General features: G+C 60.3%; 16 protein-coding genes. 9 read left to right on the forward strand and 7 right to left on the reverse strand.

From position 1 onward, the window contains the following. Positions 1-102: 102 nt before the first annotated feature. Together Q1A34_RS00670 and Q1A34_RS00675 are read right to left on the reverse strand one after the other, a co-directional pair. Positions 103-1,359, reverse strand: coding sequence for a relaxase (locus tag Q1A34_RS00670; protein ID WP_300029337.1), 1,257 nt, complete (start codon positions 1,357-1,359; stop codon positions 103-105). Beyond that, positions 1,356-1,796 (reverse strand): hypothetical protein, encoded by a 441-nt coding sequence (locus tag Q1A34_RS00675; protein WP_300029340.1) that lies wholly within the window; start codon positions 1,794-1,796, stop codon positions 1,356-1,358. Before Q1A34_RS00675 ends, Q1A34_RS00670 begins: the two co-directional genes overlap by 4 nt. A gap of 399 nt (positions 1,797-2,195) precedes the next feature. Between Q1A34_RS00675 and Q1A34_RS00680 the strand changes: the two genes are divergently transcribed. The 3 genes from Q1A34_RS00680 to tig all read left to right on the forward strand — a co-directional run bounded on the left by Q1A34_RS00680 (position 2,196) and on the right by tig (position 6,345). Beyond that, positions 2,196-3,974 carry a CHASE domain-containing protein gene (locus Q1A34_RS00680; protein WP_300029343.1) on the forward strand — a complete coding sequence of 593 codons (1,779 nt, stop codon included), beginning with the start codon at positions 2,196-2,198 and terminating at the stop codon, positions 3,972-3,974. Positions 3,975-3,984: 10 nt separating this feature from the next. Next, positions 3,985-4,401, forward strand: a complete 417-nt coding sequence (locus Q1A34_RS00685) for a response regulator (RefSeq protein ID WP_300029346.1) — start codon at positions 3,985-3,987, stop codon at positions 4,399-4,401. Positions 4,402-5,013: 612 nt separating this feature from the next. Then, a complete protein-coding gene (tig, locus tag Q1A34_RS00690) occupies positions 5,014-6,345 on the forward strand; it encodes a trigger factor (RefSeq protein WP_300029349.1) in 1,332 nt (443 codons plus the stop codon). A gap of 196 nt (positions 6,346-6,541) precedes the next feature. Here tig and Q1A34_RS00695 read toward each other — a convergent pair whose 3' ends face one another. The 4 genes from Q1A34_RS00695 to rpsF all read right to left on the reverse strand — a co-directional run bounded on the left by Q1A34_RS00695 (position 6,542) and on the right by rpsF (position 9,330). Beyond that, positions 6,542-7,867 carry a hypothetical protein gene (locus Q1A34_RS00695; RefSeq protein WP_300029352.1) on the reverse strand — a complete coding sequence of 442 codons (1,326 nt, stop codon included), beginning with the start codon at positions 7,865-7,867 and terminating at the stop codon, positions 6,542-6,544. A 176-nt stretch (positions 7,868-8,043) separates the two neighbouring features. Continuing rightward, entirely contained in the window at positions 8,044-8,703 is a 660-nt protein-coding gene (rplI, locus tag Q1A34_RS00700) for a 50S ribosomal protein L9 (RefSeq protein ID WP_300029355.1), read from the reverse strand. Between the two features lie 10 nt (positions 8,704-8,713). After that, a complete protein-coding gene (rpsR, locus tag Q1A34_RS00705) occupies positions 8,714-8,941 on the reverse strand; it encodes a 30S ribosomal protein S18 (RefSeq protein WP_005982441.1) in 228 nt (75 codons plus the stop codon). A gap of 26 nt (positions 8,942-8,967) precedes the next feature. Beyond that, entirely contained in the window at positions 8,968-9,330 is a 363-nt protein-coding gene (gene rpsF, locus Q1A34_RS00710) for a 30S ribosomal protein S6 (RefSeq protein ID WP_300029358.1), read from the reverse strand. A 267-nt stretch (positions 9,331-9,597) separates the two neighbouring features. On the opposite strand from rpsF, the gene Q1A34_RS00715 reads away from it, so the two are divergent. Continuing rightward, positions 9,598-10,086, forward strand: a complete 489-nt coding sequence (locus Q1A34_RS00715) for a hypothetical protein (RefSeq protein WP_300029361.1) — start codon at positions 9,598-9,600, stop codon at positions 10,084-10,086. Between the two features lie 116 nt (positions 10,087-10,202). Continuing rightward, positions 10,203-10,772: a YceI family protein gene (locus tag Q1A34_RS00720; RefSeq protein ID WP_300029364.1), complete on the forward strand. Its 570-nt coding sequence runs from the start codon at positions 10,203-10,205 to the stop codon at positions 10,770-10,772. Positions 10,773-10,874: 102 nt separating this feature from the next. On the opposite strand, the gene Q1A34_RS00725 is transcribed toward Q1A34_RS00720, so the two are convergent. Next, entirely contained in the window at positions 10,875-12,074 is a 1,200-nt protein-coding gene (locus tag Q1A34_RS00725) for a cytochrome b/b6 domain-containing protein (RefSeq protein WP_300029367.1), read from the reverse strand. Positions 12,075-12,250: 176 nt separating this feature from the next. Between Q1A34_RS00725 and fabD the strand changes: the two genes are divergently transcribed. From fabD to Q1A34_RS00745, 4 genes are all read left to right on the forward strand, one after another. After that, a complete protein-coding gene (fabD, locus tag Q1A34_RS00730; RefSeq protein ID WP_300029369.1) occupies positions 12,251-13,183 on the forward strand; it encodes an ACP S-malonyltransferase in 933 nt (310 codons plus the stop codon). Positions 13,184-13,197: 14 nt separating this feature from the next. Further along, positions 13,198-13,935, forward strand: a complete 738-nt coding sequence (gene fabG, locus Q1A34_RS00735; protein WP_300029372.1) for a 3-oxoacyl-ACP reductase FabG — start codon at positions 13,198-13,200, stop codon at positions 13,933-13,935. Positions 13,936-14,188: 253 nt separating this feature from the next. Next, positions 14,189-14,422, forward strand: coding sequence for an acyl carrier protein (locus tag Q1A34_RS00740; RefSeq protein WP_066009325.1), 234 nt, complete (start codon positions 14,189-14,191; stop codon positions 14,420-14,422). A gap of 170 nt (positions 14,423-14,592) precedes the next feature. After that, positions 14,593-15,126, forward strand: a complete 534-nt coding sequence (locus Q1A34_RS00745) for a GNAT family N-acetyltransferase (protein ID WP_300029374.1) — start codon at positions 14,593-14,595, stop codon at positions 15,124-15,126. Positions 15,127-15,184 lie beyond the last annotated feature (58 nt).

Here is a 15,184-nt window from a genome sequence, read left to right on the forward strand (position 1 = left end):
CTGCGTTTTACAGCCCATCTTTTTTCGTTGCGTGGATTACTGACACCTCAATGACGTGGTTTCAGAGGCTGGACTTTAACCCAAACTTCGAAATTCGCGTAGTTAACGCGCAAGGCTCGGTTCGCCTTGCGAGTAATTTCTTCGACCCAAGCGCAGTTCATCAAATCTGTCGCGGTCTTTCGCCAGTTCACTTCGCTGACCTTCAAGCAATGATCGTTCGATGTCATGTTGACGTTTCACCCTGCGGCGATCTTCGAGATGTCGAAAGACCAGATCATCCATTTGCGACTGATCCCGCAGATGCGCTTGCCAGGCTTCGCGCTCATTCTCCTGCCGGATACGATTGTGCGCCCCCCGCAATCGATCCCAAAGTCCGTTGAGGCCGCGCCGAAACCGAGCGTGGCGCTCTTTGGCATCGGCTTTGCGACGTTGTTCCTGTTGCTCCCGGACTTGCTTGCGGTCCGCCTGCTGCTGTGCTTTGAGACGCGCCTTCTTCTGAGCCTGTTGTCTGGCCAAGTCCTGATGTTGTTTGGCCAGTTCGACCTCCCAAGTGGAGAGGGCAGGCTGCATCTGCTCAGCGATCCACACTTGCGTATCCTGTACGGAGCGGTACGTTTTCGGACTGCCCAGTTTTTCACGGACGTCTTTGGTTTTAACCCCCGCCCATTTCGGCACCGCATAGACCTCCCCCTCGGCATCAAGGGCGACATAACCGCGCCGATCCCCGCGCGCCAGAAAGTAGCCTTTGTCTTCCAGCGCATGGGCAAATGCGCTGGCATTGTCCGAGACCTGCCACGCTTCCTGAAACATCCTCTTGATGGCCCGCGCATCCTTTCCCGCCCGTTTGGCTTGCTGCCATTCTGAGAGGCTGAAGTTGGTCGGGTTGCGGTTCTTGCGGTCCCGCAGGCCTTCCGGCAAGCGCCAGCCATGCTGCAGGAACAAATCCTTTGATAATTCCGTCAACCGGTTGTGGTAGAAGGGCAGATTGATCGCCTTCATGTCCTGCACATCAATCCGCGACCAGACCGCATGGGCGTGACGCCGCCCGTTCTTCTCGTGAAACACGATGGCGCGGGGCTGATCGCTCAGGCCGAGGCGCTTCTCAATATCTGCAACTGCGGCCTCAAACACTCCGACGGGAACCTGTTCGGTTTCTGGCGGGCTGAGGCTAAGAGAAAACAGGAACTGTTTGCACTGTGTGCCTTTGGCAATGGCATCGGCCTCCTGCAGCGCGCCGCGCAGAGTTTCGGATGAAAACCCGCGCAATTCGTGCAGGGTAACATGATCATTCTCCACCATGTTTGTCAGATGCGCTGCCAGTTTGAGACCACCGCCCCGTTGATTGCCATTCAGGATCATGGCGCCTCGACATCGTCATATCCCAACGCGCTCATCACCTCTGCCTTTACGGCCAGAACAGCAGCGCAGGCATTCAACAGCTCCTCTTCGGTCTCAGGCGTCACGGGCAGGGAACCTGATTTGGCAGCCTCTGCCAGATCCCGGAAACTGCCCGCTACCTGCATGGCTCCGAGCATCCCGAGAACCTGTGCCAGGGCGACATGGTCCCGCACAGGCAGCGCCCGGGCGGAGGGCTTTGGCTTGCCCTTTGCGTCAAATATCCGGCCCTTGATATAACGGCTCAGCGACATGCCGTCCGCTGCCTGTTCTAAAGCCGCCCGCTCCGCTGCATTCAGCCGAAGTGACAGCGGCGCGGGGCGTTTGTTTTTGCGGGCCTCTGTCTTCGTGGCGGCGTTGAATTCACCAGAGGCTTTGCGCTGTTTGGACACAGTACTCATGCGCCCGGTTCCGGCGTTCTCGGCGTTGCCCTTGATTGGTCAACGTCCGGTTTCGTACGGGCGTCCGGCGCACGGTTTATGTCAATTTCAAAACCTTTGAGTTGCTCTTCCCAATCTGATAAAGTCTCAATAATGGTGTTCGAGTTTTCTCCCCATAGGGGCACCAACAGCACAGAGCGCAGGATCAGTTTTCAGAACAGTGCAGCAAAGCCTGTGCGGCGTAAGGTGCGGGTTCCACGGGCATTTCATGGTGCGGCCGTTTCTGATGGCTCTGTTGTCGGGCATAAGCTGGCGGACGGGCTTGTGTTTACCACAAATGGCTTCTGCGGCAGGGGGCTGTTCACACCTCCTTATTGTTTATGCCCGATGATGTGGTCACAGGATAAACAGTGGGAAACGATGCGCGCGATTTCATTTGCTATTGGCCGGATATCTACGCTGCACATCGTCGTCGTTGTGCTGTCGCTGATCATGACCTTCAGCGCCTGGCAGTTTTCCAAAGCACAGTCGGAAAAACGCATCGAGCAGCGGTTCAATGCCGCAAGCGAACAGATTGTCGGGCTGATTGAGGCGCGTCTGCAAAAATACGAGGACGCGCTCTGGGGCGGGGTCTCCACGATCGAATCGCACGGGGGCGATGTGACGCTCTCCCAATGGCGCGCCTTTGCCAGAAACCTGCGGATTGATGAAAAGTATCCCGGGATCAACGGGATTGGTGTCATCCATTTTCTGACCGACGCAACGATGGACGGCTATATGCAGGCGCGCCGGGCCGAACGGCCCGGGTATGCCGTTTTTCCGGAGCACAGCGAGCCGGTCTATATGCCGATCTCATTTATCGAGCCGGAGGCGGCGAATGCCGCAGCCGTGGGGCTGGATGTGGCGCATGAGCTGAACCGGCGCACCGCGGCGCTGGCCAGCCGCGATACAGGCCAGGCGCAGATCACCGGGCCGATTGTTCTGGTGCAGGACGCGGCCTCGACCCCGGGGTTTTTGTTCTATGTACCGTTTTACCGGAACGGGCCGGAGGCAGATGCGACTACGCGTCAGACAGAGTTCCGGGGTCTGGTGTATGCCCCCTTTGTGGTGCGCAATCTGATGGACGGGCTTTTGTCCAAGGACCTGCGCCAGGTCAGCGTCAGTATTTCGGATGCGGGCCAGACGATCTATGATGAACATACCAGTGCCGAGGTCCTGCATGACCCGGATCCCATGTTCACGGAAACCGTTACGATGGATATCTACGGGCGTACCTGGTCGCTGGATGTAAGGTCCAACCTGGCGTTTCGCGCGCAAAACACCTATGCGCAGCCGACCATGATCCTGATCGGCGGGCTGCTGATCGAAGGGCTGATCGTGCTGCTGCTGGTTCTGATGGCGCGGGCCAACAAACACGCGGTTGCCTACGCCGACCAGGTGACAGAGGACCTGCGGCTGGAAAAGCAGAAACTGATGCGCACCAACGAGGAACTGGAGCAGTTTGCCTATGCCGCCTCGCATGACCTCAAGACCCCGATCCGGGGCATCGGCGGCCTGACCGAGATGATGAAAGAGGATCTGGAGGAATATCTGTCCTCGCCGGGGGCCAATCCGGAGGTATCTCTCAGCCTCGATCTGATCCTCGACCGGGTGGAACGTATGAACGAGCTGACGACGGCGATCATCGAATTCTCACGCACAGGGCGACCGCTGGCGGACAGCGAACCGCTGAGGCTCGGCGCGCTGGCGGATGCGCTGACCTCTGATTTCGAGCTGCAGCCCGGGCAGGTCCTTCTGGACAGCGCGGTGGAAGTCATTGGCGTGGATCCGGTCGGGCTGCGGCGTGTGCTGGAGAACCTTGTCGGCAACGCGGTCAAATATCACGAAAAGACCGGGGATCTTCGGGTGGTGATTTCCTGTGCAGAGGACGGGGACAATTTTGAATTTTCGGTATCGGACAACGGTCCGGGGATTGATCCGAAATTCCACACCCGCGTTTTCGAGATGTTCCAGACGCTGCGCGAAGGGGATGCGCCGGAAAGCAGTGGTATCGGCCTCGCGATCGTCAAGAAAGCAGTCGGAATTCATGGCGGAGAGGTCAGGCTCGACTCTGCCTGTGGCCAGGGAACGACATTCCATTTCCCCTGGCCGAAAACCCCGGGGTCAGTCACGCCTGCCCGTTCTGAGGCAGCAGCATGAGGAGATGCAGATGAACATTCTGCTTGTTGAGGACAACGACGTTGACGCAATGATGTTTGACCGCGCACTGAGAGATGCGCGCAGTGACAACACAGTGGTGCGGGCGCGCGACGGTGTTGAAGCGCTTGAAGTCCTGAACCAGCAGGATCCTCCCTTTGCTGCCGGTGCTCCCTTTGTGGTGCTGCTGGACATCAATATGCCGCGCATGAACGGGCATGAATTTCTGCAGGAGCTGCGGGCCGACGACAGGATATCACTGGTGACCGTGGTCGTTGTGACCACATCCAGCGACCAGGGTGACATAGAACGCGCCTATGAGCGCCATGCCAGCGGATACCTTGTCAAACCGTCGCGAAAATCAGAGATGACCAGAGTAATCGACTGTCTGACCGACTACTGGGACCGGTGCGAGCGCCCCCTTCACTGAGGTGGCATACACAGCCTCGGTTGGTTTTGTCGGGCTGCGGAACGGCAGGGGTGTCCTTGCCTGCGCGTTGTGGGACATCCGCGTGACGGCGATGACATGGTTCAGCCTCTGGCAGGCATACTGCCCGGGCCCGGGTTGACTGGAAACTCCTTTTGCCTTGCCGGTAACACCGGTCTGGCCGGTGACGGGCTGCATGCCGCCGGACTGCATTGTCGTGAAACGCCTGGTCGCCCCGCGGCGAGCTCCAGGGCCCTTGCCGCATGCTGTCGGGGAAATTCTGCTGACTGTTCGCAGCTCCTTTTCATGGCCGGTGCAGGGTGCACAGCTCCCAGCATCGCACGCCCGAAGCGAATGCCGGGGCACAGTGGTCGCAGTTCCGCCTGGGGGCGCGATCCGGTTGTGGTCTGCCGGGGTCCGGAAACCCGGCCGTGATCCGTGTGACAGTCGCGGGTTGCATTTCTCGGGGCCCTCTGACCGGGCCTGCGCGGTATGCGGCAGAGCGCATATTGCACCGGGGTGAAAAGGGCCTCTTGCACCTTGAGCCCGACCCAAATAGAAGGGCGGAAATCTATGCACGCGCCGCCCGGCGCGCCTTATTCATATGGAGCAAACATGCAGGTCACTGAGACGCTGAACGAAGGTCTGAAACGCGGCTATGCCATCAAGGTCACGGCCGCCGAGCTTGAGGCCAGGGTCAACGAGAAACTGGCCGAGGCGCAGCCCGAGGTCGAAATGAAGGGCTTTCGCAAGGGCAAAGTCCCGATGGCGCTTTTGAAAAAGCAGTTTGGCCAGCGTGTGATGGGCGAAGCGATGCAGGAGAGCATCGACGGCGCGATGAACGAACACTTTGATAAATCAGGCGACCGCCCCGCGATGCAGCCCGAGGTCAAGATGACCAATGAGGACTGGAAAGAGGGCGACGACGTCGAGGTAGAGATGTCCTATGAGGCGCTGCCGGCCATTCCGGAAGTTGATTTCTCCGCGATCAAACTGGAGAAAATGGTTGTGAAGGCCGAAGATGAGGCCGTGAACGAAGCGCTGGCGAACCTTGCCGAGACGGCTCAGGATTTCAAGGCACGCAAAAAGGGCTCCAAGGCGAAAGACGGCGACCAGGTGGTCATGGATTTCGTGGGCAAGGTCGATGGTGAGGCCTTTGACGGTGGCTCCGCCGAGGATTACCCGCTGACGCTGGGCTCCAACTCCTTTATTCCGGGCTTTGAAGAGCAGCTGGTTGGTGTGAAAGCGGGCGAGGAAAAGGTTGTGACCGTATCCTTCCCCGAAGACTATCAGGCGGAGAACCTGGCTGGCAAAGAAGCCCAGTTCGACTGCACCATCAAAGAGGTCAAAGGCCCGGTCGCCGCGGAGATCAACGACGAGCTGGCCACAAAGTTCGGTGCAGAGGATCTGGAAGGTCTGAAGGCCCAGATCTCTGAGCGTCTGGAAGCAGAATACGCTGGGGCGGCCCGCGCGGTAATGAAACGCGGCCTGCTGGATGCACTGGACGATATGGTGGATTTCGATCTGCCGCCGGCGCTGGTCGATGCGGAAGCCGGTCAGATTGCACACCAGCTCTGGCACGAGGATAACCCGGATGTGGAAGGCCACGACCACCCCGATATCGAAGCCACAGACGAGCACAAAAAGCTGGCATCGCGCCGCGTGCGTCTGGGCCTGCTGCTGGCCGAGATCGGCCAGAAGGCCGAGGTTCAGGTCTCTGATGCAGAGATGACCCAGGCGATCATGGCGCAGGCGCGTCAGTACCCGGGCCAGGAGCGTCAGTTCTTTGAGTTCGTGCAGCAGAACCAGCAGATGCAGCAGCAGCTGCGCGCGCCTCTGTTCGAGGACAAGGTCGTCGATCACATCTTTGAGGGCGCTGAAGTGTCCGAAAAGGAAGTATCCAAGGACGATCTGCAAAAGGCCGTCGAGGCGCTCGACGACGCCTGATCTGATCAGACCTGTTTTTCGGAAGGCCGGTGTTCAGATGGACGCCGGCCTTTTTTGTTGCGGTTTGCAGGGTACAGCGAATGCATTCTGCGGGACGGGCGCCGCGGGTGACTGTCAGCTGTGGCTTTGCAACAGGGGCAGGGTGGCAGGCGTTCAGCACCCGCCAGGCCCGCTGGTGGTCGCCTCAGGTGAAACGTCAGGAAACCCGCCTGCGCGCGGGGCCCGCCCGGACGGGGGAACTGCCCGGCAGGGCCGCTGTGCGACTTGCCGTGACGCTCGCCTCATCAGGCAGTACCGGACCAAAGTGCTGCGCCTCGGGCGGGCAATGCGCCTCCAGCATGCCTTCAAAGGCGGCAAAGAGCTTTTGCATATGGGCTTCTTTGTAGGGAAAGGTGGTTTTGCAATCCATGTCATGCACGATCAGCGCGTTGTCCACTTCGAAAACCACCAGATTGCCCTCTGCATCTTCGGTACAGTCCAGGCCGAAATAGTCGAGCCCCAGCCTCTCTGCCATGGCGTCAAAGGCGGCCGCATGACGCGCGCCGAACGCCTCGGGGAAACTCTGCATGAACTGCGCTTCTTCACGGCGCTTGTCTTCGGAAGCGCTCATGTCCGAGTTCAGATACCAGACGTCCCACTGATCGGCGATGGCCATGTGGCAGGCAAAGGCCTGCCCGCCGATAACAACGACGCGGAATTTGCGGAACCGTCCGTCCGACCGGGTGGCGTAGTCGATGAATTCCGACACGTAGAATTCGGCCTCATCGCGCCGGTTCAGGTAGGCCTGGAAATCTGCGGGTGTGTCGATCTTCTCCAGCCCCAGACCCGCGTGCGAGCCCACGGGGCGGCAGACAAAGGGATAGGTGCCGATGGCCGCGTCCAGAAGCCCGGAGCCGGTGCCATCCCGGAGCATAGCGCACAGGGTGTCCCGCCCCAGGCGCAGTGTTCTGGGCACATGCACGCCGGGCACATCCTGCAACAGATCGGGCAGGGTGTCCCGCTCGGGTTTGATCAGCGTTTCCGGCAGATTAAGGACCTGCACGCCGCTGTTCCTGCTCATAAAACGCACGGTTTCCCAGGCCGCTTCGGCGTTTTCGGCATCCGCAGGCATGGCGCAGAAGGCCACGTCATGCGGCGGCAGGCGATATGCGTCGCGGGCCGGTGTTTCCGAGCCCAGATAATAGGTCACAATGTCAAAAGTATCGCCGGGCAGCAGAAATTCGATCGGAGTATTGCCGCCCATATGAATCGGGGCGGCATAGACCAGTACCCTGCGCCGGGCGGGGCCTGTCCGGTGCGTGCGGTAGACCCGGCAGGCGTCAAGGGCCAGAGACTGCCAGTACAGGCCCTGTTCTGCGTGTCCCAACAGCTGTGTGATGACCGAAAGATCCATGAGAGTGCTGGCGGAGGCTGTTCCACCGGCGTATTGCGCTGCCAGTTCGCTTTCCAGCAGGTGCAGATCTGCGCCGCTGTAAGCAAGGCGCGTCAGGGCCGCGAGGCCAAGTCTGGGCTGAGGTTCCATTCTGGTTCCCGTATGTTTGCTGCCGGGACCCTGACACAGGCGTCTTAAGTTTCTGTATATTTGCGCAGGACAGGGTTTCACGTTCTGGTGAAACCCGGCGCTGCTGCTTTGACCCGGCGCGCATAAAAAAAGCCGGGCGCAGGGCCCGGCTTTCATTCTGTTTTCTGCGTGGAAGATCAGGCCTTGCCGGCTGTGTCTTCCTGATCGCCGGATGCGGCTTCGTCGCTTGCGGTGTCGTCGGAGGCAACACCGGCAGCTTCGGCCAGGTCTTCGTCGTCGGATGCGGCTGCACCGATATCGTCAAAGAGTTCCTGGATTTCGAATTCCGCTGCGGCTTCTTCTTCGGCGGCAAGCTCCTGAATGGATTTGCCGGATGCCTGAAGCTCGGCCTCTTCGGGGGAACGGGCGACGTTCAGCTCGATGGTGGCTTCAACTTCGGGGTGCAGCACGATCTGTACCGCGTGCAGACCCAGCTCTTTGATCGGGCTGAGCGCAACCTGCTTGCGGTCGACAGAGAAACCGGCCTCGGTTGCGGCATCGGCGGCGTCACGGGTGGTGACAGAGCCATACAGCGCGCCGGAATCGGAAGCGGAGCGAATCACGATGAACTGCTGACCGTTCAGCTTTTCAGCCAGGGATTCAGCTTCTTTCTTCGTTTCAAGGTTGCGGGCCTCAAGCTGTGCCTTCTGCTGCTCAAAGGCTTCGATGTTGGCTTTGGAAGCCGACAGCGCCTTGCCCTGAGGCAGCAGGAAGTTACGGGCATAGCCCGGCTTGACGTCCACCACTTCGCCCATCTGGCCAAGTTTGGCAACGCGTTCGAGAAGGATAACCTGCATGATGTTCTCCTTACTTCACAGCGTAGGGCAGCAGGGCCAGGAAACGGGCGCGTTTGATGGCACGGGCCAGCTCGCGCTGCTTCTTGGCAGAGACTGCGGTGATACGGGACGGCACGATTTTGCCACGCTCAGAGATGTAGCGCTGCAGCAGACGTGTGTCTTTGTAGTCAATTTTCGGCGCGTTGTCGCCCGAGAAGGGGCAGACCTTGCGGCGGCGGAAAAATGGTTTTGCGGCCATGGTTTATGTCCTTTTCCTAAGGCTGATCAACGGCGTTCGCGGCGGTCGCCACGGTCACCACGCTCATCGCGTTTCTGCATCTGAACGGATGGCAGCTCCGCGTGCTCATCGACCTTGATGGTCAGAACGCGCATGACGTCATCATGCAGACGCATCAGGCGCTCCATCTCCTGAACGGCCGGTGCCGGGGCATCCGAGCGCAGGAAGGCATAGTGGCCCTTGCGGTTTTTGTTGATCTTGTAGGCCATCGTTTTGACGCCCCAGTACTCGTGATCCACGAGCGACCCACCGTTGTCGGACAGGACAGCACCAAAATGTTCGATCAGCCCTTCGGCCTGCGTGTTGGAAAGATCCTGACGCGCGATCATGACATGCTCATAGAGTGGCATGCGTACTCCTCATTTATATCAGGGCGCATTTCAAAGGCAGGGCCATTCACCTTTTGCGGCCCGGCCACGAGAGACTGCGCGGTTCAGAAAGTCTGCAAAAGGAAGTGCTGCGTATACACGGTCTGCGGCACAGTGCAAGCCCTGCCGCAGGGCCGGTCCGGGGCAGGCACATCTGCCGGGAAATTGCCCCGGGCCAGCCCGCTTGCGGTCTTATTTCCGTCTCTTTTGCTGCGTTAACTCTTTGTTAACCAGGAGAGGATGTTGACCATGACCAGTGCCGCAGACCCCACCGCTTTTAAAGCGATTGCCCCGCAGCCTGCCCGCACGCTTGATGGTGGCCGCATGCTGCTGCGCGGTGCGCTTGGCGTGATCGGTGCGGCCCTTGTGCTGACGGCCGTTGGCCTCTGGGTGGCACCGGGGGCAGACCGGAGCCAGGACCTGATGCTGATCAAGCTGCTGGTTTCAGTGATTGGCGGCATGGCGGGCATCGCCTTTCTGCAAAGTGCCGTACGTCCCCGGGCGCCGCGTGTCGAAATTGATACGATCCGTCACGAGGTCCGCCTGGTGCGGGTCACCGGTCGCGACCGCTGGGTTCTGGAGCGCTGCAGCTTTGCGGACCTGACACGGGTCGAGAACTGTGGCGCGCATGTGCAGCTGTGGGGGGCCAATGACACCCTGCTGGCGGAAGTGGCCGCGTCAGACCGTGTGGCGCACCGTGCGCTGGTCACAGCGCTGCGGGTTGCCGGCAAACTATGACGGCCCCGCGCACCGGCTGTTCACCAGCGCGCACCTTCTGTTGATTTCTGACTGATTGTCTTTGTGCCTGCGGGAACCATGTTACTGGCATGATTCACCCAACATGGAGACACAACATGAAATCCCTGATCCTCGCCGCCGCGCTGGCTGCCACCGCCTCTGTTGCAACCGCTGCCGAGAAATACGTCCTCGACGCGAGCCACAGCCAGGTGGTCTTCAGCTATAACCACCTTGGTTTTTCAACAACCTATGGCATGTTCTCGGGCTTTGAGGGGGAGATCATGTTTGATCAGGAAAACCCCGCAGCATCTTCTGTGACTGTGGCCATGCCGGTGATGAGCATGTTCACCGGCTGGGAAAAGCGCGAAGGTCATTTCATGTCGGGTGACTTTTTCGGCGCTGAAGAAGGTGACATGATCACCTTTTCCTCGACCGCCATTGAAGTGACAGGCGACAACACCGCCACGATCACCGGTGATCTGACGATGAACGATGTCACGAAGTCTGTTGTTCTGGACGCAAAGCTGAACCAGACAGGTGACCATCCGCAGGCGGGCAAACCCTGGGCAGGATTTGATGCGACGGCCACCGTGCTGCGGTCGGATTTTGGTCTGGGTGCCTTTGCGCCTTATGTCAGCGATGAAGTGGAGATTGTGATTTCGATCGAGGCCATGAAGGCCGGCTGATCTGTCACAGGTCTGAATTGACAAAGCCGCGCCCCGGACCCGGAGCGCGGCTATTTTCCTTTTGTGGGATCTGAGTATTTTAAGAAGGGTGAAGGAGCGGTGTTACGATGCCTCTGACGCGGTCAGAGTGATGCTCACGGTGACGGAAAACCCGAGACTTGCTTCGTCTTTCTGAGCATCTCCGATGGCAAAATCCCGCCGGTCGAGGGTGGTTTCCGCCTGCATGGCGGCAGTGCCCTCTGCGATGTCCAGAGTGAAGGGGAAGCTGACGGGCACGGACATGTCTTTGATGGTCATCGTCCCAACGGCTGAGTATCCGTCGTCTGTGCGGATCAGATCGGCGGTATAGGTCGCCGTGGGGAAGTTTTCAGCATTGAAGAAGTCCGGGCCGAGGGCCTGTGAGGTGACGGACCCCAGCGTAAGCGATCCGATGGAAATGGTCACCCCGACCGATCCTGCGGGTCCTTCGGTGATGCTTTCATCAAAACTGATGGCGGCGGTCCAGTCCGAAAAGCTGCCTGTGACGTCAGAGCCGAGCTGTTTCACGCTGATGGACAGGGTGCCGTCCTGAACGACCCAGTCGGACTGCACATCCTCCAGGGCTGCGGCCTGAACTGTCTCCCCGTGATGGGCATAGACGCCCAGGGCCGAACCGATCCCCAGCGCGCCCGCCCAGATCACAAGAGCTGCGACAACCGGCAGAGCGACACGGTGGTGCGCCTGCACGTCCGGCACCGCAGGGCGCCCGGGCAGCATGCGGCGCAGGGTGCTGTCGCGGTCGATGACGTGGTGTTTCAGCGCGCCTGCGACATGCAGCAGGATGCAGGCTGCCAGCACACGCTCGAAGACGATATGCAGCCCGACGGTGGTCGCGGCCAGGCTTTCGGATTTCGGCACCATTGGCAGGTTCTGACCCAGGGGCCACCAGATCGGCGCGAAGCCTTCGGTGGAGGCATGGTGAACCCAGCCCGACAGTGGCACGAGCAGCAGCGAGCCGTAGAGCAGCCAGTGCACGGTTTCAGCGGCAAAGCTTTCCAGTTTGCGGTCCGCATGCAGCAATCCGGGCTTTGGCTGGCTCAGCGCCCAGAGGATGCGGGCCAGCGCCACAAAGAAGACGGTGATGCCGAGGGTTTTGTGCAGCGAGAAAAACCAGGCCTTTTGTGCCAGGGCCCCGGAAGTGTCATAGGGCAGACCGTTGGCATAGATGCCCAGTGGGATCAGCGTGATGATCAGCAGGGCGGTCAGCCAGTGAAAGGCCTTGGTCACGCCACCGTAGTGGGTCGTGGAGTTTGTCATGGGCATGGCGGCGCTCCTCTCGGGTATTGGTTGGACAATAGGGTAAGCCATCCGGATGTCACCACAATCCGTTCCAGCGCACAGGTCATGCGCGTTATGGTGGGATTTCACAGGCGGGTGCCGTTGCCCTTGACGCGCGGGCAGGCTAATCCATGCACAGAAGGTATAAAGGGGCGGTACAGATGAGCATTGCATTCGTTTTTCCCGGACAGGGCGCGCAGACAATCGGCATGGGCCGGGCGCTGGCAGAGGCCTGGCCTGCGGCACGCGCCGTTTTCGACGAGGTGGACGCGGCACTGGGGGAAAACCTCAGCGATCTGATCTGGGAGGGCGATATTGAAACGCTGACCCTGACAGAGAATGCGCAGCCGGCGCTGATGGCGACCTCTGTGGCGGCGCTGCGGGCGCTGGAGGCCGAGGGGCTGGGCATGGACCGTGTGAGCCATGTGGCGGGTCATTCGCTGGGCGAATATTCGGCGCTGGCAGCGGCGGGCACCTTTTCTGTGGCGGATGCTGCCCGGCTGCTGCGCACGCGGGGTCTGGCGATGCAGCAGGCTGTGCCGGTGGGCGAGGGTGCCATGGCGGCCGTGCTGGGGCTGGATTTCGATACGGTCACAAAAGTTGCCGCCGATGCCGCCGAAGGTCAGGTCTGTCAGGTGGCAAACCAGAATGATCCCGCGCAGAATGTCGTTTCAGGCAATAAAGCCGCTGTGGAACGCGCCTGTGCGCTGGCCAAAGAGGCCGGTGCGAAACGCGCGCTGATGCTGCCGGTTTCCGCACCGTTTCATTGTGAACTGATGGCCCCGGCTGCCGAAAAGATGGCTGAGGCGCTCCAAACCGTTGAGATGAATGCGCCCTCTGTGCCGCTGGTGGCCAACGTGACGGCGGAGGCGGTGACGGACCCGGCGGACATCAGAAAACTGCTGATCGCGCAGGTCACAGGCCAGGTGCGCTGGAGTTCGTCGGTGGAATGGATGGCGGCGAACGGTGTCACGGAGTTCTGGGAAATCGGTGCGGGCAAAGCGCTGAGCGGCATGATCCGCCGCATCGCAAAAGAAGCCGGGACCCGGAGCATCGGGACGCCGGACGATATCAAAGCGGCCCTCGGGGCCTGAGCAGGAGAGACGATATGTTTGATCTGACAGGGAAAAACGCACTGGTCACCGGTGCATCAGGGGGCATCGGCGCGGGGATTGCGCGCAGCCTGCATGCGGCGGGGGCCACGGTGGGTCTGTCGGGCACACGCACCGGCCCGCTGGAGGCGCTGGCGGCTGAGCTGGGCGGGCGGGCGCATGTGCTGCCCTGTAACCTCAGCGATATGGAGGCTGTGGACGCGCTGCCGAAAGAGGCAGGGGCCGCAATGGGATCGGTGGATATTCTGATCAACAACGCCGGGATCACCCGCGACAACCTCTTTATGCGCATGTCAGACGATGAATGGCAGTCGGTCCTGGATGTGAACCTGACGGCGACCTTCCGCCTGTGCAAGGGTGTGATGCGCGGTATGATGAAAGCGCGCTGGGGGCGGATTGTGAACATCACCTCGGTTGTGGGATCAACCGGCAATCCGGGCCAGGCCAATTATGCCGCCTCCAAGGCTGGAGTGCTGGGCATGACAAAGAGCCTGGCCTATGAGGTGGCCAGCCGCGGGATTACCGTAAATGCCGTGGCGCCGGGCTTTATCGAGACGGCAATGACCGACAAACTGAACGATGATCAGAAAGCCGCCATTCTGGGGCAGGTCCCGGCCGGGCGCATGGGAACACCGGCGGAAATCGCCTCCTCTGTTCTCTATCTTGCGAGCCCGGAGGCAGGGTATGTTACTGGAACGACCTTGCATGTAAACGGCGGTATGGCCATGTTGTAAGCGGTGGAGGTTCCCGTAAAACGGGTCTTCACAATCTGTTTGCCATCCCTTCAGCTTATGCTAGAGGGGGCGCAGAACGGAATCGGCGGCTGAGAAATCAGACACGCCACCGCCCCGGAGTTGTGACAGGTTTCGCAGCAGACCGGGCAAGAGCCGCCCCTTTTGGGGCAAACGCGGCCTCACCCCCGGCAAGCCGGGGCAGCCGCAACCAAAGGGGGCCCTGAATATGGCCCGAAAAGAATGAGGGATTACTATGAGCGACATCGCAGATCGCGTTAAGAAAATCGTTGTTGAGCACCTTGGTGTTGAAGAAGACAAAGTAACCGAGAATGCGTCGTTCATCGACGATCTGGGTGCTGACAGTCTCGACACGGTTGAGCTGGTGATGGCATTCGAGGAAGAATTCGGCATCGAAATCCCCGATGACGCAGCCGAAACCATTCAGACATTCGGCGATGCGGTGAAGTTTATCACAGAAGCATCCTGAGCCCGGGCCGGGTCGGCCCGGTCTGTGAGCAAGAAACGGCGTCTTTCCATGCGGAGAGACGCCTTTTTTGTGCGCTGCGGGTGCCAGGGGCTTGAACTGCCCCCGCGTCCTGCGCATCATTGATCCCAACAGAGGGCGCAAAGCCCCGCATTTGGTTTGAGGCCGGACACATGTCGCGCACGATCCCGACAATCAATACGCAGCGACTGACCCTGCGCGGCATGCGCGCCGAGGATTTCAGCCGCTTTGCCGAAATCTGGTCGATGCCCGGGGTCGTTGAGTATATCGACGGCGCGCCGTGGCCCCGCAGCAAAGCCTGGGCGGCGTTTCTGCGCAATGCGGGCCACTGGCAGATCACCGGCTTTGGCCAGTGGGCCATTCACCGCCACCGTGCGCCCGAGATGTCCGGACAGGCGGGATTTTTCTATGCCAAACGGGATCTGGGCGATGATTTTGACAGTTTTCCCGAGGCCGGCTGGGTGCTGGCACCGGATGCGCACGGGCAGGGGTTTGGCATTGAGGCTGTGCGCGCGGCGCATGACTGGTTTGACCGGGTCATTACCGGGCAGCTGGTGTGCATGATCGCACCCGAAAACACACCGTCGTTTCGGATTGCGGAGGCCATGGGCTACCAGCATTTGCGCGACACAGAGCTTGAGGGCGATCCGGTCACGCTGATGGTTCGCAAAGGGCCGCCGCAATAGCGGTGTCGCTGCGCGGCAGCGTGCGCAGGCCCTTGCACAGATGAGGCACCTCGCTATA

Origin of the sequence: uncultured Roseobacter sp., assembly GCF_947491795.1 — a bacterium.
In the GTDB taxonomy this organism is placed as follows: Bacteria; Pseudomonadota; Alphaproteobacteria; order Rhodobacterales; family Rhodobacteraceae; genus Roseobacter.